Origin of the sequence: Mesobacillus maritimus (assembly GCF_023715205.1) — a bacterium.
GTDB lineage: Bacteria > Bacillota > Bacilli > Bacillales > Cytobacillaceae > Mesobacillus_B > Mesobacillus_B maritimus_C.
In genome coordinates this window covers 192,503-210,860 of record NZ_JAMBNR010000004.1, presented here as the reverse complement: position 1 = coordinate 210,860, position 18,358 = coordinate 192,503, and the positions used below count along the sequence as shown (strand labels likewise).

Here is an 18,358-nt window from a genome sequence, read left to right as displayed (position 1 = left end):
GATAACTAAAAAAAACATATTGAAAACCAGGAGAAACTCCCCTGGTTGGTTAATTCTTTAAGGATTTATGGATTTATGGATTTATGGATTTACGCATCTTCCATTTCCCGTTTTGGTTCTCTCTTTGAAAAACAAATAAGCCGCCATAAAGTAGAAATGTTCCAATAAGGAGGATAATCCCAATGTAAACACTCATCATTGACGGCGCTAGGAAAGCACCAAGGATGATTGTCGTACGTGCAAGCAAATCTGCTCCACTGAAACTGGTACCAGAAAAAGCAGAATAAGAGCCTCGCTTATCTTCAGGCATCATATTCGCCTTTTCAGCGTTAGCAATCGGAGAATACATAAGTTCTCCAATCGTACCAATGAAATTAAACAAAATTAATACGTACCATATATTTGCAGATGTCAACACGGTATAGCCAATTCCATAAAAAATGAGTCCAACGAGTAGCATTTTTTTCTTATCATAACGGTCTGTTATTTTCGTAACAACGAACGTCAATAGTACGACTAGCATTGTATTTTCAATATTTAATAGACTCAACATTCGTACACCGCCTAACTCAAATTCCCCTATGTAAACAGGGCTAAATTCCTCTGCTAAGCGAACCCCAATATAACTGTTAAGGGAAAACTCCGCAGCAAAAATGCACATCGATCCCACAACGGCCATAACAAAGGGCTTATCTTGTAATGCTACTTTATAGCTCGCCGCTAAATCAAATATAGGATTTTGATGTTTTTTCACCGCTTGTTTGGTAGAGGTATCTTGGAGCCATAAGGCAAATGCAATCGGTAAACTAGCGGATACGCATGTAAGAATAATAAATAATAACAGTTGATGGTGAACATAAAACAACCCACCTAATGCTGTACCAATCGCTATTGACAAGTTAATCAGCCAATAATCGATGGCATAGATGGCCTTTCGGTTGTCAGCCGTCGTCGAATCAATGATAATGGCTTGCATCGCGGGACGACCAAGACTGCTAGAAACCATAAAAGCCATATAACTGACCGCAAATAAGCCGATCCATTTCTCATTTGGTATTAAACTAATTGTCATTAAGCCAAATAGCAGTGCACTAATGGAAGAGGTCACAATGAGCATAGACTTCCTTCTAACCCGATCTGACATATATCCCCCAATTAAATTTGAGAAAAAGCCGATAAAAACATTCATGCCTAAGAAAACTCCCGCCCAAACTGCTCCTTTATGTTGCGCGAAAAATAAAGCCATAAAAGGCATGACAGCACTAGAAATAGCTCGGTTAAAAAAGGATGTAATAAGTCGAACTTTAATATTTTGCGGATATTCTTTCCACTTCAATTGATAGACTCCTTTCTTCTATAGAAATAAACTAAATCTTGCTATTCTCGATCTCTTCCCTATATATTAAAGGTGACTAAAAATTTTAAAAATAACCTTTTTTATAAAATCTGTCCACTTTTAAAGGAGATAATAAATGGATCAGTATCTATTATCGGCTTGGAATCGTTTTGATTCAGGGAAAATAAAGGTTGAAGTACTTGCAGACCATATCCAGCTCAGTACAAAACAAACTCGAAGGAAAATGACGAAATGGGAACAAGAAGGTTGGTTGAAATTTCAATCTGGTCGTGGCCGAGGGAACCCCTCTTCACTCACTTGGCTGAAGGATGTAGAGCAAGAGTATGAAAGGCACTTTTTAGAGAAACTTTACAAAGGCCAGATTGAAGAAGTTAGTAAACGATTGCTTTGGAACTGGTCAATTGAAACTAAGCAGAAATTAATGACTGCTTTTCAAGCAAATTTCGGATTCCACCAAGAAGGAGAGGATTCCCTCCTTATTCCGAGAATTTACCCAATTATAACTTTTCATCCACTTAAAGCAGCTGAGATTCACAGCGCGAATCTTGTGGCCAATTTATTTAATCGGCTTGTCACCTTAAATGCGGATAATACTATTACCCCTGAACTCGCTCATTCATGGGAATTACAAGAAAACTCACTCCTCTTATATTTACGTAAGGATGTTACCTTTCACGATGGGTCAATTTTAAGATCTGAGGACGTTGTGCATTCTCTACAACGAATGAAACAGGATGAGCATTTCTCCTATCTTTGGGTGCCTGTAACCTTCATAAGCACACCCGCACCACTAGTCATAAAGCTAGAGTTTCCAGATGGGTGTCCATATGTACTCCAACTTCTAGGTTTATTGTCAGCTAGTATTTTTAAAGAGAAAGATAATAGATTGGTGGGTACTGGGGGTTTTTATTTAGCTGAAGACTCACCTGAAAAAACAGTACTCCGCGCTTTTCAAAATCACTTCGGACACCGTCCGCTACTCGACACTGTGGAGTTTATTCAAGTGCCGAAAGAGTTTCAGACGATCTATCAGGGAGGACAAGATCCTGAGGGAATTGATACCTTCGAAGTGGAGAGTGATTCGGGATTTGGGATTGTTATCATGAATCCCTACCGCCACTCGGATATGGAGCGTAAGGAAGTTCGCGACTACATCCATATGGTGATTAACCATCATTGTCATGAACTTTCACAGCTCGTCCCTAGGATAACAGGGAATCATGAAGGATGTTTAATTGGTTTCTCCAAGACCTACGAAATGCCAATACTCGACAAACCTAAGCTAACGAAACCTATTAAAATGAACTTTGTTAACTATACAAGCACGACTTCTCATTGGCTCAAGGAGAAACTCGAACAAGCGGGTCTTGAGGTCGTGATGGAGGAAATATCATTTGAAGATGCTATTTATCAGCCAGAGACCCTTTTTGATTCTGACTTGTTTATTCACGGAGAGATTTTTGAATTGAATCAGACATTTTCTTACTTTTTCTTTCTAAAAAATAGCTACTCGCCACTATATCGATTAACTCAACAAAATCAGTACCTTCAGCAACAAATCGAGTCTTACAATACAATTCCGTTTGAAAACTGGAACACGCACCATCTTAAAATTGAGCAATATTTACAGAAAGAATCCTTATGTGTGCCACTTTATTATGTAAAAAGACAAATACCATTTTCGATCAATTTAATGAATGTTGAAATTAAACACTTTGGTTATGTGGATTTAACAAAACTGTGGACAAAGCCGAATATATAAAAAAATAAATTGTAAACATCTGCCTGTTGCACTCCGCTTCAGGCATGTTTTTTCCTTAAGTTGTTATTGCGTCGAGCTATCTCTTCACGACAATATTCATCTTTCCAATCAATGGACCTCTCATATAGAGGCCGTATTGTCTCAGGGTCTCTAGCAATTGCCTCACAACCATAACTATCATAAAAGTAAAAATAACATGTGCGTCACAATCAAATTGCTTATATATATTCCTATAATGATTTACAACATAAACACTCACAAAACTCCTTATTTTTACGATAATATCCTATTGTCTGGTGGACCTCTGTTAACAATCTGTTTATAGTTTGATTTGATTGTTGCACTCAGCTTCCTCACTTACTGGACACTTTGGTTCTACACGCTAACCTGTTAAGTATCTAATCTGTTATGTTGTTCCTGATAAGTTTTTGCAGATTTAGATAGTACGAAATGAACTTTATAATTCCCGTCAAGTTCTTGCCTCAGTTTTCACAACAACCCAACCCAACTCATCTCAACCTTATTAACTTTGTCTGATTGTTCCGTGACGATTATCTCTTATTTGAATTGGAATTCCGGACGATGTTAGGTACTTAAATTATTAGGAAAAAGGCGTTTCCACTCATAGTAGAAACGCCACTGTAAAAAGTTTCACTAAAAACCCCATGTCTACCTTGAAAAAATCTATTCTTTCTCTATAGTTGGTTACTTATCAGACCCTAAGCGAGCCACGGAACCCTCTGGCACCATAATAAGAGTCTGCACCATTGTGATATAAAAAGACGTGCCCGTAGCGCCAATCACAAAAAAGGGCTCCGCCCCGTTCTCTAATATCGGCAGGTGTTTGCACCCAACTGGATGTTTTTTTATCGACATTTTCAAGCTTCTGTAACGCTCGATACTGTTCTTCCGTTAAGAGTTCAATGCCCATCGCAGTTGCCATATCCATAGCGCTATTTTCTGGTTTATGTTTCTTTCTAGCCTCCAACGCTGCCCGGTCGTAACAAACACTTCTACGGCCTTTTGGACTTTCCGCTGAACAATCATAAAAAATGTATTCATCTTTCTCTTGATCATAATCAACAACATCCGGTTCACCACCGGTTCCTTCCATTTCACTAAGAGACCAAAGTTTTTCAGGTTGATTATTAAGCTTCACCTCTACTTTGGCCCATTCTAGACTTTTGTGACGGTGCATATTTTTCTCAAAACGGGTTTTCAATGTACCGAGTAATTCTTCCTGCTGTTCTAACGACAATTCCTTAGTATTCGCCTCTGTCATTTTTATTCCCCCTTATTGTTTATACTCATCATGGTTTAGTATGTATTCATTTTTGCTGATACCAAATATAGTTATATAAATCAGTTTATCTGATTTTGTATGATGAAGTAAATCAATCCTCTACATTTTGTCCTGTTTGAGGGTAAATCACTCTTTTCAATGCATTGAATTCACAAACTTTCGACTAAATCTTGTTGGTGATAGCTAGATATTGCATACATTTGTAAGGCTAGATTTTCAAACTTTGTTGCTTCTTAGAGATTCTCACTCCCAATTTCTCACTTTGAATAGTACTGACCTTAAACAGGTTAAAAACGTAAAAAAACAGGGAGACAATAAGTCCCCCTGCTTTCGCAAAAATTATTCTACTGTAACTGACTTCGCTAAGTTTCTTGGCTTATCAACGTCACAGTCACGGTGTAATGCAGCATAATAAGAAATCAACTGCATTGGTACAACAGAGATAAGAGGTGTTAACGTTTGGTGTACTTCTGGGATGACAAAGCGGTCTTCATCCATATTTAAACCTTCCATGCTGATGATACATGGATTTGCTCCACGAGCTACTACTTCTTTTACATTTCCACGAATGCTTAGGTTTACAAAACCCTGTGTTGCAAGTGCAATAATAGGAGTACCATCTTCAATTAGCGCAATGGTACCGTGTTTCAATTCGCCACCTGCAAATCCTTCTGCTTGAATATAAGAAATCTCCTTAAGCTTTAAGGCACCTTCAAGACCAACGTAATAGTCGATTCCGCGACCAATGAAGAAGCAGTTACGAGTTGTTGCCAAGTACTCACGGGCAATAGCTTCAAACTCTTCTTTAGAGTCACAAAGGACATCCATTGCATTCGCCACAATTCCTAGTTCTTGAATAAGACTGAAGGAAAGTTCCAAACCACGGCTTTTCCCTGTTACTTCAGCTAAAATCGCTAAGACCGCAAGTTGTGCTGTATACGCCTTTGTTGACGCAACCGCAATCTCGGGACCTGCATGTAGTAGAAGCGTATAATCAGCTTCACGTGAAAGCGTAGATCCAGGTACATTTGTAATGGTTAACGATTTATGTCCCATTTCTTTTACTTGAACGAGAACTTGACGGCTGTCTGCCGTTTCACCACTTTGAGAAAGGAATATAAACAATGGCTTTTTCGATAGAAGTGGCATGTTGTAGCCAAATTCACTCGAAATATGAACTTCTACCGGGATTTGTGCCATTTCTTCAATGAACTGTTTCCCAACTAAACCACTATGGTAAGAAGTCCCAGCCGCCACGATGTAAATTCGATCCGCATCATTCATCGCTGAAACAATGTTAGCATCAATTTTAAGTTCGCCGTTCTGGTCTTGATAATTCTGGATAATTTTACGCATAACAGCTGGCTGCTCATCAATTTCTTTTAGCATATAGTGTGGGTAAGTTCCCTTTTCAATATCACTCGCATCTAATTCCGCTGTATATGGCTCACGGTTGATGACTTCACCGTCTAAATTTTGGATGGTTACTTCGTCTTTTTTCACGATGACCATTTCTTTATCCATCAGTTCAACATATTTATCCGTTACTTGCAGCATCGCCATTGCATCGCTCGCCACCACATTAAAGCCAAAACCTAAACCAACAAGAAGTGGGCTTTTGTTTTTAGCGACATAAATTGTTTCTTGATCTTGATTATCAATAAGGGCAAGTGCATAAGAACCATGTAAAAGGGTAAGCGTCTTACGGAACGCTTCTTCTGTTGATAAACCATCGTTCGCAAATAGTTCAACCAATTGAACAATGATTTCCGTATCAGTTTCACTTTTCATGGAGACATTTTGCAAGTACTCGCGCTTTAACAAATCATAATTTTCAATTACTCCGTTATGAACAAGCGTAAAACGGCCTGACGCACTTTGGTGCGGATGGGAATTGGTTTTACTTGGTACACCATGTGTCGCCCAACGTGTATGACCAATTCCTGTGCTCGCTTCAACATTCGTATCCACTGCAGCTCTTAAATCAACAATTCGACCTTTTTCTTTAAAAACATGTACACCTTCATTATTGATTACAGCAATACCCGCAGAATCATATCCACGATATTCTAGCTTTTCTAAACCTTTTAATAAAATTTCTTTTGAATCGTTATATCCAATATATCCAACAATACCACACATACTTCTATTCCTCCCTGGACGATAGAGGGCAAGAAGCCTTGGGGGCTCCTTGCCCCCTTATCTCTGTTAAATAACACATCATTCTAGTTTTAGCATTCCCTACTCTTTGTGCATTAAGTTACCTTAATGTTTTAAAGTAGAGATTGTGCGGCTGTGCTGTTCAGCCGGGAGGCATCCGCCGAAAAACTCGATAAACCTCCACCTCGTCAACTAATTCTTTTCCGAACAGAATTAGTCCTGGCGCTTTAATTTGACTTAAAAACTCTCTCAACTACCCACCTTTCACCTAGATAATGTAAAGCAGGATAATCATACATGAGGATTGATTATCCGTCAACAGGAAAGTAAAGATTTTACTAGACTTTCCCATCTTTGGGAATGCACTCCGTAACAATAACCTTTTCCATCGGCGGATAGTGTTACTCGTTATAGGATATGGAGTTCTCAATAAAATGTGCAGTGGAAATACTTAGAGCAGAAACGGAAAATGATTTTTCCATTGTCAGTTAATACAAAGGGCGAGCGTAAAGTTTCCAAAGTTTAAATAAGTTAATTTTTTGGAGCGTAGGATTAATTGTGTTTCCACTATTTTACTAATTGTTCAAAACTCGTGATGAAAAGGAAAGCTAATTTTCTTATTTTTTTGTACAATAGGAATAGGTACATTTTTCTATTTTTAGTGATAAAGGAGATGGAACGATTGCGGAATGAGGAAATGTTGCTAATCCCTGGACCAACGCCAGTGGTAGACTCCATTTATGATGCATTGGCACAAGAGACTCGTAGCCATACGGATGCTAGATTTGCGGCGATCTTTCGAGAAGCTCTTGAACGAACAAAAGAAATGCTAAAGACAGATGGAGAAGTCTTTGTAGTTTCTGGTTCTGGTACATTGGCAATGGAAATGGCAATCATTAATACAGTAGCGCCTGGAGAGAAAATTCTTGTCATTAGCCAAGGGTACTTTGGAGACCGTTTTATCAAGTTAGGCCAAGCTTTCGGTGTCTTAGTTGATGTTGTCCAGTCAGAATGGGGAAAGCAAGTTGATCCAATTGAAGTTGAAAAGCAGCTTGCCGGAACTCAGTATAAAGCGGTTACAATCACCCATGCTGATACCTCAACAGGAGTCGCTGCAGATTTAGAAGTCCTTGTCCCAATCATAAAACAGCATGGTGCACTCGTAATTCTAGATGGCGTTTGTGCAACAGCAGCCATGGAAGAAGACATGAGCAAAGAGTATGGGGAAGCTAATGCGAAAATTGATGTGATTTTAACTGGCTCTCAAAAAGCAATTGGTGTCCCACCAGGTTTAGCGATTGTCGCTTTTAACCAAACGGCCCTTGCCGCTCGCGAAAAGCTCGGACAGGTCCCAGGATATTATACTGACATTTACAACTGGATTCCAATCATGCATGACCCGCAAAAATACTTTGCCACTCCACCAGTGAACTTGGTTTACGCCTATAACGAAGGCATGAGGCTCGTTTTAGAAGAAGGCATGGAGAAGCGTTACAAACGCCACACAGCTTATGGAAAAGCTGTTCGAGCAGCACTTGCTGTATACGGCATGAAGGCATTGGCTGAAGAAACTGCTGCAGCTGCGACTCTCAGTTGTATTCTTTACCCTGAAGGTCTAGATGATGTAGGCTTCCGGGCAGCACTTGCACAAAAAGGTTTAATCGTTGCGGGAGCGCTTGCGCATCTTGCCGGAAAAGCATTCCGCATCGGTCATATGGGAAATACAACGGAAGAAATGTTAGAGAGAGCCATTGTCCTTATTGGTGAAACCATGAATGAGCAAGGTTTTTCTGTTGATATTTCCAAAGCGGTTGATGTCTTTAAAGGAATTGCAACTGCTCAAGCATTTTAAATATAAAGGCAGCCACCATAGTAATGGTGACTGCCTTTATTTTACTTATTTCACTTTCTTTAACTTTAGCTCCTGTTTTAATTCCTCGTTTATGTAATCAATAAATTCCGATGCCTTTTCCTCCGGAGCTTTGGTAAAGATGCTTACGACAACAAATATAACCGTCGATACTAGTAGCCCCCAGACTCCAGATCCTAACTGATAAGGCTTAATCCCGGTTAGTTCGAGTACCATCACCAAAATACCTGCGACTGTTACACTAGCAATTACACCAGGTGCAGTTCCTTTTTTCCAAAAGAAAGCTCCAATAATCGCCGGAACAGTCACCGTAAGACCAGCTGAGGAAGCCACGGATAGAACAGCAATTAAATCAAGTTGTAATTCTGCAAAAGCAAAGGCCATTACAGCAATAATCGGCATAATAATTTTACCAACGGCCAATTGCCGACGTTCATCCGCGCCTTTTCTTAAATTCCCATATACATCTCGAGCAAATAGCGATGCAAGTGTTAACATAATCGAATCAATTGTTGAAATAGCTGCCGCAATAATGGCCACCATGACGAGGACCCCAAGGACTGTAGGCACTAGTTCAGACGACAATAAATAAGGCGTGGCCACATCAGGATTCTCCAAGTCAGGAAAAATGATAACCGCAGAAAACCCCCATAACACAGAAACCATTGTATAAATCAAGCCAAATCCTAAAAACCCTAACAACATACCTCTTAAACTTTTCATCGAAGAAGGCATAAATAAACGTTGACTAACTTGAGGATTGGAGAGACTAAAAAATAGCCAAGGAACAGTCATTGATAAAAAAGTAGCAAAACTCCAGAAGCCATTACCAGGAACCGTTAGTTTTTCTGGATAATTCTGTTCCAAGGTACCGAAAAAACTGCTAAAACCACCTAACCCTTGGATTACAATGAGCACAACTGCTGTTGAAGCAAGGATCATCATTAAAGCCTGTAACGAGTCGGTCCACATCACAGACCGAATACCTGCAATAAAGGAAAAAGCAATCGCCAGTACAGTTGCAATCACAACCCCGGTTGTAAAGGATATTCCTCCATTTGTCATTCCTTCAACCAAATAGCCCACACCTGCTAACTGAACGGCACTATATGGAATAAGGAAAATACAACTTGAAATGGCAATAACAACAGAAACCATCTTATCGCTATAGCGATCTCCTAGCATTTCAACAGGTGTCACATAGCCATATTTATTTCCAACTAACCAAAACCTCGGACCAAAAAACGCGACAAGGGTCACACCAGCAAAATAGATAATTTCAAATCCCAAGGCACCTACACCACCGCGGTAGGTAAGCCCCGCCAACCCCACCATCATAAAAGCACTATACGTGGTGGCACTATAGCTCAGTGCGGACACAAAGCCGTTCATTTTGCGGTTCCCTAGAAAATATCCAGACATACTTGCTTCTTTGCCACTTCTAGATAAATAGGCAATAAAGACGGAAGCAATAATATAAAGGATAATTCCCCACCAAACAAAACTATTACTCAAACTAAGACCTCCAATCTCTTGTGATGATTAAATTAATTAAAATCACCACTATGCCCACAACAAACCACAAGAGAAAGCTTCCATACCATTTCTCTACATTAGATAAACCCGTATAGGGAATCACATATGCACTTAAAATGACAAGTAGGCAAATTACTCCCCAAAATTTTTCTCTATTCGTCATGTATGTCCTCCTCCAAATGGCCTTTTCACATATAGGCTTATTTTAATGATTTTTTACATTTTAATCAAAATTCTTGAAAAAATAATCTCGATTGCTGGAGTGCTTTAGTGAGTTAAGGTCTTCCTTTATTGAATAGAGTACATGAAGTCTGTACTGCTGAAAAACCCCTACTATTAAGGTGACAAACATGGCTGGCTGCCACCTTAAAGAGTAGGAGTTTCATTAGGTATATTGTTATTTTGCTGTATAAATGTGAATCGTATCTCGTAAAAATTCAGCAGCACCTGGTTGAATATTATCGTAATACGCTTTAAACCTTTCATCATCTACGTACATTTGTGCAACGCCTGCATGTGCTTCCTTAGTATAAGTTGGCCAATAGTAAGAAATCCACTGGCGGTGCAAATCAGCTACTTTCTGTGCAAGGTCACTCGAAGGGTCACCTGTATTCATCGCTTCAGCGAGGGTTTCTATGATTTCTCTTTCTAATTTCGTTACAGCTTCAAAATCCTCTTCACTCATCTTTAACAGTTTGGCATTTGATTGGTTTACTGTTTCTTCCCCATATTTGTTGCGAATTTCTTTTCCATATTTCTTTTCATTCTCCGCAACCATTTGTTTTTTGAAACCATTAAATTTTTCTTTATTTGACATTTTAATACTCCCTTCCGTTGAAGCAATCGTTTTTTCTACATTGGCTATAAGGAGGTCCAATTGTTTTCGTTTTTCAACAAGCTTTTCTCGGTGTTCTTTCAAAGCTTGTGTTTCGTCGAAGTTTGGTGATGTAATGATCTTTTTAATATTCTCTAAATCCACACCAAGTTCTCGATAAAAAAGGATTTGTTGCAATATGTCCACTTCTTTTTGTCCATAAATACGGTAACCAGAAGAATTAATTCTTGCAGGCTTTAAGATTCCGATCTCATCATAATAACGTAGCGTCCTCGCACTCACCCCCGCTAATGAAGCTAGTTTCTGTACGGTGTATTCCACATCCACTCACCTCCTAAAAACAACGATACACCTTGCCCCACCGTAAAGGTCAACCGGTTTTCTACACTTTATTGTTCCCATTTTCTTGGAAGGTGCCAGGCACCATCCAGAAACTGGATGGTGCCTATCGTATTAAATTTTGATTGACCATTTACAGTATTATTGTTAAATTATTTTCATATTGAATTAAATGGGTTGCGATGTAGAGATTATTCATTCACACTCTCTCTAGTAACTCTGTAACTGAATAAGCAAGCGTTGAAAGTTATGGGTAACACTATAGCTGGAGCAGCTTCTGGAGAGACCGTTTCTAGCGGCGCCGAAGGATTCACAATCTCAGGCAAAAGGACAGAAGAGTAACATCTATGTACGGTTGTTATTCTGAAAGCCTTATGAGATTGGGAAACCAATCTCTTTTTTTATATCCAAAAAATCATTATGAGGTGACCACATTGAGTCAAAGAACAGCAGTAGTAAGTGTGATTGGAAAAGACCAAGTAGGCATTATTTCAAAAGTCACAACCGTCCTAGCGGAAGAGAACGTAAATATTCTTGATATTAGTCAAACGATTTTACAAGATTTCTTTACGATGATGATGATTGTTGATGTGTCAAACCTAGAAAACCTGGATGCTTTACAACAGAAACTAACAAACCTTGGAAATCCTTTGGGATTAACCATCAATGTTCAACTTGAACAAATCTTCCAAGCGATGCATCGTGTTTAAGAAAGGTGGAGCATAAATGAATATTGCATTAAACGAAATGATGGAAACCATCCGCATGGTCCAAATGCAAAACTTGGATATTCGTACGGTAACAATGGGCATTAGTTTACGTGATTGTGCGGATTCTAACTTTGAAAAAATGAACAAAAGAGTCTATGAAAAAATCACGTCTTATGCCCAAGATTTAAAAGAAACGGCAGAACAAGTCGCAAAGGAATATGGTATTCCAATCATCAACAAACGTATTTCCATCACTCCTATTGCCGAAATCCTAGGAAACGCTACACGCGAGGAAGCCGTTCAGCTAGCAAAAACTTTAGACGAAGCTGCGAAAAAACTTGGAGTTGATTTCATCGGCGGTTATTCTGCACTAGTACATAAAGGCATCTCGAAAGGAGATCAAACTTTACTCGATGCACTTCCAGAGGCATTGAGTGTAACGGAACGCGTTTGTTCTTCCATTTCAGTTGGCTCGACGAGAGCGGGAATTAATATGGATGCCGTTCGCCAGATGGGCATCATTATGAAAGATGCCGCTGAGCGGACAAAAGACGATAATGGGATGGCTTGTGCCAAACTGGTTGTCTTTTGTAACCCTGTTGAAGATAACCCATTCATGGCTGGTGCCTTCCATGGTGCAGGCGAAGGCGAAGTGGTCATCAATGTCGGAGTTAGCGGACCTGGTGTTGTTTTAAATGCGTTAAAGCAATACCCGAATGCCGACCTCGGGGAAGTTGCGGATGTTATTAAGAAGACGGCTTTTAAAATTACCCGGGCTGGTGAACTTGTCGGCCGCGAAGTAGCAAAACGCTTAAACGTGCCATTCGGAATTATGGATTTATCTCTAGCACCAACAAATGCGCTGAATGATAGCGTCGCTGAAATTCTTGAGGAAATTGGTCTAGAACGTGTGGGAACACATGGAACAATTGCCGCTTTAGCTTTAATGAACGATGCCGTTAAAAAAGGCGGAGCTATGGCGAGTTCTTATGTAGGTGGACTCAGCGGGGCGTTTATCCCAGTAAGTGAAGACAACGGAATGATCCGTGGAATCCAGGATAACGCGTTGACTTTATCAAAACTTGAAGCAATGACATGTGTTTGTTCTGTCGGACTTGATATGATTGCTTTAACTGGGAATGTAACAGCCGAAACGCTTTCCGGGATTATTGCCGATGAAGCAGCAATTGGTATGATTAATAAAAAAACCACTGCTGTCCGAATTATTCCTGTCCCTGGCAAACAAGAAGGTGAAATGGTTGAATTCGGTGGACTGCTTGGACGAGCACCTGTAATGGGCGTGAACCCGTTCAGCTCAGCAAAAATGATTCACCGCGGTGGGCGAATTCCAGCACCTCTTCAATCACTCATCAATTAACCATAATCAAAAATTGAAGAAAAAGTCCCAGCCTTTTTATATGCGCTGGGACTCTTTTTTAGACACTTTGCCTTTAAAGGTGGTATTTAGGCATAACGTTGACCTTGTTGCTCGTATATCGCATCCTGATAATCGTCCATAAGTTGATCAAAGATTTTCTCCCAGGACTGACTTTGTGCATACGTTCTAGCCCTAGTACCATACATCCGTAAAGAATCATTATCACATAGTAAATTGACAATAGCTTCAATAAAAGTATCTGTTTGACCAGGTGGACAAAGAATCCCATTTTGTTCATGGCTAATAATTTCTTTCACTCCGCCAGCATGAGCACCAATTACTGGAGTGTCGCACGCAAACGACTCTAGTACAACATTTCCAAAAGTCTCTGTCTTAGAAGGAAACACAAGCAAGTCGGATCCTGAATAAACTTCTGCCAAGCGGTCTGACTCTAAATAACCTGTAAACGTCATATTCGTGGTCTTAGTTTGTTGTAGCTCTTCTTTTAATGGTCCGTCTCCAACGATTAACCAATGAACTTTGTTCTTTATCGGGTCCGGCAATTGATAGGCAATTTCCATCAAGACATCTAAATCTTTCTCTGGAGCCAAACGACCAACATAGGTGAGCACATAATCAGACTCAATTTCGTATCTTGCTCGCATTCGGTCCTGTGGATATCTTGGATGAAAGATAGTTGCATCTACTCCTCTTCGCCATAGGTGAAGGTTAGAAAATCCCTTTCTCATCAGCTCATATTTTGTTTCTTGTGAGGGCACAAAAGTTTTAATAAAAGGTTGGTGGAACCAGCGCATATACTTCCAAATGGAGTTTGATAGAAACTGGAGGTCATAATATTCAAGATAGCGATCAAAGTGTGTATGGTAGGATGCCACCATTGGAATATTTAGCTTTTTCCCATAGTAACGCCCTGCCAGGCCAATATTAAAAGGTGTCGCAATATGAATCAGATCCGGTTGAAATTCTTCGATTTGTTTTTTGATTTGAAGGAAATTTGGGATCGCAATTCTACATTCTGGATAAAGGAAAAACGGAATACTCGTGAACTGGTTCACCGACGGCGCTGCTGAATCTTCCTTACTGGCTTCAGGCACGAAAAAGCGACACTCAATCTCGTGATCATTCATATATTCTTTTAATCTTTGTAACGTTTTCGCCACCCCATTTACTTGCGGCGTGAACGTATCAGAAAAAACAGCAATTTTCACTTTACCTCCACCTCCGATGATGATTCTTAAATCATGAACACAGAAAGCAAACCGGTAGCCGAACCAAGACAGGCCCCTGCTAATACATCAGATGGGTAGTGTAAACCTAAAAACACTCTTGAGGTCCCGACAAAGATGGCGAGTGGTACTAGAATGATTGCCAGAATAGGTAAATAAAGAATGAGTGGTGTTACTATCGAAAAGATAGCTGTCGTATGCCCAGATGGAAAGGAGTGATCATGAAGTGGATTTTCCATCACCTTCGATTCCGGAAGGACAAGATAAGGACGTTTTCGAGGATAAATTTTTTTAATCGTGGCAACAGGTAAATGGCTTAAGAACAAGGCTGTAGCCATCTCAAATCCGATGTTAGATGAACTAAATAACGAAAGGCATAAAAAGCCAAGCGTCACAGCAATTGTAAAGGAAGCACTGCCTAAATGCGTACAAAAGTGAAAAAATGAGTTCCACTTCTTGCGTTCAAACTGACCATTGATAAACCGAAATAATTCACACTCCCACAAATAGAGAGCTCTCCCTCTTTTCACATTACCCCTCCTAGTCTCCAATTACCTATATTTTAATCCCTAAATATAAAGGACACATTAAATAAATGTAAATAATTGGTTGGTGCTTGTCACCTGTAAATATTTCCCTTAAGCTCGGACATACTACCAGTAAGAGAAAGGAGCGGATGATATGAACTTGGACGTAAATTCACTCACAGAACAAATGCCCGATTTCCAAAGCCACAAGGAAGCCAGAGACTGGTTTAAAGGACAATTACAAAATCAGTTTTTATTGCGAAGCGAGGATACCATAAACGGAAAACGAGTCTATTATTATCACATCGTTAAAAACAAGGAAACCTATCAGCAATATATGCAGAGTTTTGCCTCAGAAGAAGGTCACCAAATTACCAACGCAGACACTTTCAAAAGCTACTCTACAGTTGAAATCAGCGAAGACGGCGACGTCAGTATTTCCATATAATAACAGGCGCCAGGCACCATCCAGTTTTCTGGATGGTGCCTGGCACCTGTCTTTTCCTTCCGTATTCCGCCGTTATCCTGTTTTTGACTTTCTTTTTTCCCAGTTGTTTTTTTATTGCGAGTTTGCATGCGGAAGGAAAAATTGCTCGATATAGTTACTTAGTTATTAAATAGTCCTACCTACACAACAGGAGAAGCTTTCTATACTAATCTGGTATAAGAGAAGGATTTTAAAAAGGAAATATCCACTTACTTATACCTAATAATAGGAGAAAACCAATGGCACAAATGAGGTTCTTTTTAGGTAAACATACATATCATCCAATTTCTGGATGGTGCCTGTCACCTGGAAGAGGGCACCTAAAAAAAAACTGGAAGACACTTTAAAAAAACTTAGAAGGCGCCTGGAATGGTTTTGGAAATTCCCTCATGGTACAATAGCTTCATTATATTGTTTAAGGTGGTACATAGATGAAGAAGTTACGTTTAGGAACTAGCGATTTAGAGGTTTCAAATCTTTCTTTAGGATGTATGGGGTTGGGGAAGCTCACCGTAGAACAGGCAGAAAAGGTTCTCCATAATGCACTCGAACTTGGAATTGACTTTTTTGATCATGCGGACATTTATTCTGGCGGGAAATCGGAAGAGATTTTTGCAGAGGCGCTCAAGATGAACCCCTCCATCCGTGAGAACATTTATTTACAAACAAAAGCCGGTATACGGAAAGGCTTTTATGACTTTTCGAAAGAGCATCTGCTGTCTTCTGTTGATCAAAGTTTAAAACGGCTCAAAACTGATTATATTGATGTTTTTCTCCTTCACAGGCCAGATGCTTTGATGGAACCTGAGGTAGTCGCAGAAGTTTTTAGCGAGTTAAAAGAAAAAGGAAAAGTACGTCATTTTGGGGTGAGCAACCATAATCCTGCGCAAATTGAACTACTCAAAAAATATGTTGGTCAAGATCTCATCATCAACCAACTGCAACTCAGTGTCATGCACACAGGGATGATTGATGTAGGAATTAACGTCAATAACCATAATGACCAGGCTGTTAACCGGGACGGTAGTATTCTAGAGTATTGCCGTTTACATGATATGACTATCCAAGCGTGGTCGCCGTTCCGTTATGGACTCTTTGAAGGATTATTTATTGATAATGATGAGTTTCCAGAGCTCAATGCCAAACTCCAGGAAATCGGCGACAAATACGGTATTAACAAATCAGCCGTTGCGGTTGCATGGATTATGCGACATCCTGCCAAGATTCAAACCATTGTAGGAACCATGACACCCGAGCGGTTAACCAATATTGCCAGGGCATCTGACATTACTTTAACAAGAGAAGAATGGTATGAAATATACCGTGCTGCAGGCAATCAGTTGCCATAAAAACCATCCGGTAAAATAATCAAAAGCAGGCAATCTCCTTAATAAGGATCGTTGCCTGCTTACTTTTAATTTACTAAATAATCAACAAGCTTAGCTTTTGGTTTCCCAAAGATCTCCGCTTCAAGTCTTATCCCAGTTGGCGTTGCAGCTAAACCACCTTCAGCTGTTTCCCTTAATGCCGAAGGCATTGACTGTCCTATTGCATACATGACACCAATGACTTCATCACAAGGAATTTGACTTGTAATCCCAGCTAAAGCCATATCTTGTGCCGTCATTGCATTTGAAGCTCCCATCGCATCTCGCTTTACACAAGGAACTTCCACTAGACCAGCAACTGGATCACAGACTGATCCAAGCATATTCTTTAAAATGATTGCCATTGCTTCAGCAGCCTGCTTTGGCGTTCCTCCTGCCAGTTCAACAATCGCTACTGCCATCTATAAAACTAGACAGCATTTCTAATTTCCTGTTATTTACTTTTTATAGGAATCCAAATCTCGCTATAGTAATCCTCTGATGATGGGTCACCACTACTTAAGTAAACCTCCATCTCGGGTCCATCTGCATGCTCATAGCCTGTTGACGGGAACCATTCAGAGAAAATCCGATCCCATACCCTTGGCATTGCATCAGGCATTGCGCCGGTAACCGGAAAGACCGCCCAAGATGCAGCAGGAATTTCCCTTTCTTCACAACCATCTGGGATCTGTTCAATCTTTTTTTCTGCACCTATTAAGTAGGTCAAATTTTCTTGCTCTCTATCAAAGTCCATGCAAATTCCTATTAACCCAAGAGATCCACAGTTTTTTGCCAATTCACTTACAAAACCATTCTGGTTCGATTCCTTCCAAAAAGCCGCAATATTTCGGTTGTTTTCTCCTCCAATCGTACTTGTACGGATACTTTTCCCCACAACAGAGAATGACTCTTTCTCCACAATCTTGTAATCCATTTCCACATCACCCTTTAACTGAATTTGAAAAGAGAGTTTCGGAAAAGCTTTCAACGGTTGGCTGGTTTTCTTAGCAGTTGAAGGACTGATTCCATGTATTTTCCGGAATGCTTTTGTAAAAGCTTCAGGACTCTCATACCCGTACTTTATAGCAACTTCAATTACCTTGGACCTTGAATGGACCAGTTCTTGTGCGGCTACTGTAATACGTCGATTTCGGATATATTCACTCACTGTATATCCCGTCAACATGCTAAACATCCGTTGAAAATGAAATTTAGACATACAGGCAATCTCAGCAACATCCTCAATCGCAAGATGATTTTCTAAATTATTTTCGATATACTCAATGCTATCTATCATTCTATGAAGACCTTCCAACGCAAACTCTCCTTTCTATACACAGTCTAACAACAGCGTTTCGTTTATTCCTGTTTAGCCGTGCTTTGTTATGACAGGTTTTATCACTTATGAACGAATTCATATTCACCGTTTCTTATCCTGTAAAACACATAGATTCTAATTTTAACATTCTAGCAACTA

The 18,358-nt window shown here is 39.8% G+C and carries 15 protein-coding genes, 2 pseudogenes and 1 riboswitch; of the genes and pseudogenes, 6 read left to right on the top strand and 11 right to left on the bottom strand.

Annotated features, from left to right (window positions below; genetic code table 11):
* Positions 1 to 73 precede the first annotated feature (73 nt).
* A complete protein-coding gene (locus M3182_RS07430; RefSeq protein ID WP_251557557.1) occupies positions 74 to 1,336 on the bottom strand; it encodes an MDR family MFS transporter in 1,263 nt (420 codons plus the stop codon).
* 136 nt (positions 1,337 to 1,472) lie between these two features.
* Between M3182_RS07430 and M3182_RS07425 the strand changes: the two genes are divergently transcribed.
* Positions 1,473 to 3,119 carry an ABC transporter substrate-binding protein gene (locus M3182_RS07425; RefSeq protein ID WP_251428790.1) on the top strand — a complete coding sequence of 549 codons (1,647 nt, stop codon included), beginning with the start codon at positions 1,473 to 1,475 and terminating at the stop codon, positions 3,117 to 3,119.
* A 38-nt stretch (positions 3,120 to 3,157) separates the two neighbouring features.
* On the opposite strand, the pseudogene M3182_RS07420 reads toward M3182_RS07425, so the two are convergent.
* The 3 genes and pseudogenes from M3182_RS07420 to glmS form a co-directional block, all read right to left on the bottom strand.
* Positions 3,158 to 3,304 (bottom strand): annotated as a pseudogene (locus M3182_RS07420) (hypothetical protein); the annotation flags it as partial.
* Positions 3,305 to 3,831: 527 nt separating this feature from the next.
* Positions 3,832 to 4,401, bottom strand: a complete 570-nt coding sequence (locus M3182_RS07415; RefSeq protein ID WP_251428787.1) for a DUF4256 domain-containing protein — start codon at positions 4,399 to 4,401, stop codon at positions 3,832 to 3,834.
* 360 nt (positions 4,402 to 4,761) lie between these two features.
* A complete protein-coding gene (gene glmS, locus M3182_RS07410) occupies positions 4,762 to 6,564 on the bottom strand; it encodes a glutamine--fructose-6-phosphate transaminase (isomerizing) (RefSeq protein ID WP_251428784.1) in 1,803 nt (600 codons plus the stop codon).
* A gap of 700 nt (positions 6,565 to 7,264) precedes the next feature.
* On the opposite strand from glmS, the gene M3182_RS07405 reads away from it, so the two are divergent.
* Complete coding sequence (locus M3182_RS07405) at positions 7,265 to 8,434, top strand: pyridoxal-phosphate-dependent aminotransferase family protein (protein WP_251557556.1); 1,170 nt, start codon at positions 7,265 to 7,267, stop codon at positions 8,432 to 8,434.
* Between the two features lie 45 nt (positions 8,435 to 8,479).
* Here M3182_RS07405 and M3182_RS07400 read toward each other — a convergent pair whose 3' ends face one another.
* The 3 genes from M3182_RS07400 to M3182_RS07390 form a co-directional block, all read right to left on the bottom strand.
* On the bottom strand, positions 8,480 to 9,967 hold the full coding sequence (locus tag M3182_RS07400; protein WP_251428778.1) for a sodium:solute symporter family protein: 1,488 nt from the start codon (positions 9,965 to 9,967) through the stop codon (positions 8,480 to 8,482).
* A 1-nt stretch (position 9,968) separates the two neighbouring features.
* Positions 9,969 to 10,151 carry a hypothetical protein gene (locus M3182_RS07395; RefSeq protein WP_251428775.1) on the bottom strand — a complete coding sequence of 61 codons (183 nt, stop codon included), beginning with the start codon at positions 10,149 to 10,151 and terminating at the stop codon, positions 9,969 to 9,971.
* Positions 10,152 to 10,385: 234 nt separating this feature from the next.
* Positions 10,386 to 11,144 carry a MerR family transcriptional regulator gene (locus tag M3182_RS07390; RefSeq protein WP_251557555.1) on the bottom strand — a complete coding sequence of 253 codons (759 nt, stop codon included), beginning with the start codon at positions 11,142 to 11,144 and terminating at the stop codon, positions 10,386 to 10,388.
* A 285-nt stretch (positions 11,145 to 11,429) separates the two neighbouring features.
* A riboswitch (glycine riboswitch) is annotated at positions 11,430 to 11,506 on the top strand.
* Positions 11,507 to 11,596: 90 nt separating this feature from the next.
* On the opposite strand from M3182_RS07390, the gene M3182_RS07385 reads away from it, so the two are divergent.
* On the top strand, positions 11,597 to 11,872 hold the full coding sequence (locus M3182_RS07385; protein WP_251428769.1) for an ACT domain-containing protein: 276 nt from the start codon (positions 11,597 to 11,599) through the stop codon (positions 11,870 to 11,872).
* A 16-nt stretch (positions 11,873 to 11,888) separates the two neighbouring features.
* Positions 11,889 to 13,250 carry a PFL family protein gene (locus tag M3182_RS07380; RefSeq protein WP_251428766.1) on the top strand — a complete coding sequence of 454 codons (1,362 nt, stop codon included), beginning with the start codon at positions 11,889 to 11,891 and terminating at the stop codon, positions 13,248 to 13,250.
* Between the two features lie 86 nt (positions 13,251 to 13,336).
* On the opposite strand, the gene M3182_RS07375 is transcribed toward M3182_RS07380, so the two are convergent.
* Together M3182_RS07375 and M3182_RS07370 are read right to left on the bottom strand one after the other, a co-directional pair.
* Positions 13,337 to 14,479, bottom strand: coding sequence for a glycosyltransferase family 4 protein (locus tag M3182_RS07375; protein WP_251557554.1), 1,143 nt, complete (start codon positions 14,477 to 14,479; stop codon positions 13,337 to 13,339).
* Positions 14,480 to 14,505: 26 nt separating this feature from the next.
* Entirely contained in the window at positions 14,506 to 15,027 is a 522-nt protein-coding gene (locus M3182_RS07370; protein ID WP_251428760.1) for a phosphatase PAP2 family protein, read from the bottom strand.
* 151 nt (positions 15,028 to 15,178) lie between these two features.
* Here M3182_RS07370 and M3182_RS07365 point away from each other — a divergent pair, with 151 nt between their 5' ends.
* Entirely contained in the window at positions 15,179 to 15,472 is a 294-nt protein-coding gene (locus M3182_RS07365; RefSeq protein WP_251557553.1) for a hypothetical protein, read from the top strand.
* A 470-nt stretch (positions 15,473 to 15,942) separates the two neighbouring features.
* Entirely contained in the window at positions 15,943 to 16,860 is a 918-nt protein-coding gene (locus tag M3182_RS07360; protein WP_251428754.1) for an aldo/keto reductase, read from the top strand.
* Between the two features lie 65 nt (positions 16,861 to 16,925).
* Here the strand turns inward: M3182_RS07360 and M3182_RS07355 are convergent.
* Both M3182_RS07355 and M3182_RS07350 read right to left on the bottom strand, forming a co-directional pair.
* Positions 16,926 to 17,297, bottom strand: a pseudogene (locus M3182_RS07355) (L-serine ammonia-lyase, iron-sulfur-dependent, subunit alpha); the annotation flags it as partial.
* 35 nt (positions 17,298 to 17,332) lie between these two features.
* Positions 17,333 to 18,196, bottom strand: a complete 864-nt coding sequence (locus M3182_RS07350) for an AraC family transcriptional regulator (RefSeq protein ID WP_251557552.1) — start codon at positions 18,194 to 18,196, stop codon at positions 17,333 to 17,335.
* Between the last annotated feature and the right edge of the window lie 162 nt (positions 18,197 to 18,358).

Excerpts from the sequence above, each read along its gene's own strand:
- M3182_RS07360 (WP_251428754.1), top strand. The coding sequence starts at position 15,943 with ATGAAGAAGTTACGTTTAGGAACTAGCGATTTAGAGGTTTCAAATCTT.
- M3182_RS07380 (WP_251428766.1), top strand. The coding sequence starts at position 11,889 with ATGAATATTGCATTAAACGAAATGATGGAAACCATCCGCATGGTCCAA.
- M3182_RS07395 (WP_251428775.1), bottom strand. The coding sequence starts at position 10,151 with ATGACGAATAGAGAAAAATTTTGGGGAGTAATTTGCCTACTTGTCATT.
- M3182_RS07425 (WP_251428790.1), top strand. The coding sequence starts at position 1,473 with ATGGATCAGTATCTATTATCGGCTTGGAATCGTTTTGATTCAGGGAAA.
- M3182_RS07415 (WP_251428787.1), bottom strand. The coding sequence starts at position 4,401 with ATGACAGAGGCGAATACTAAGGAATTGTCGTTAGAACAGCAGGAAGAA.
- M3182_RS07365 (WP_251557553.1), top strand. The coding sequence starts at position 15,179 with ATGAACTTGGACGTAAATTCACTCACAGAACAAATGCCCGATTTCCAA.
- glmS (WP_251428784.1), bottom strand. The coding sequence starts at position 6,564 with ATGTGTGGTATTGTTGGATATATTGGATATAACGATTCAAAAGAAATT.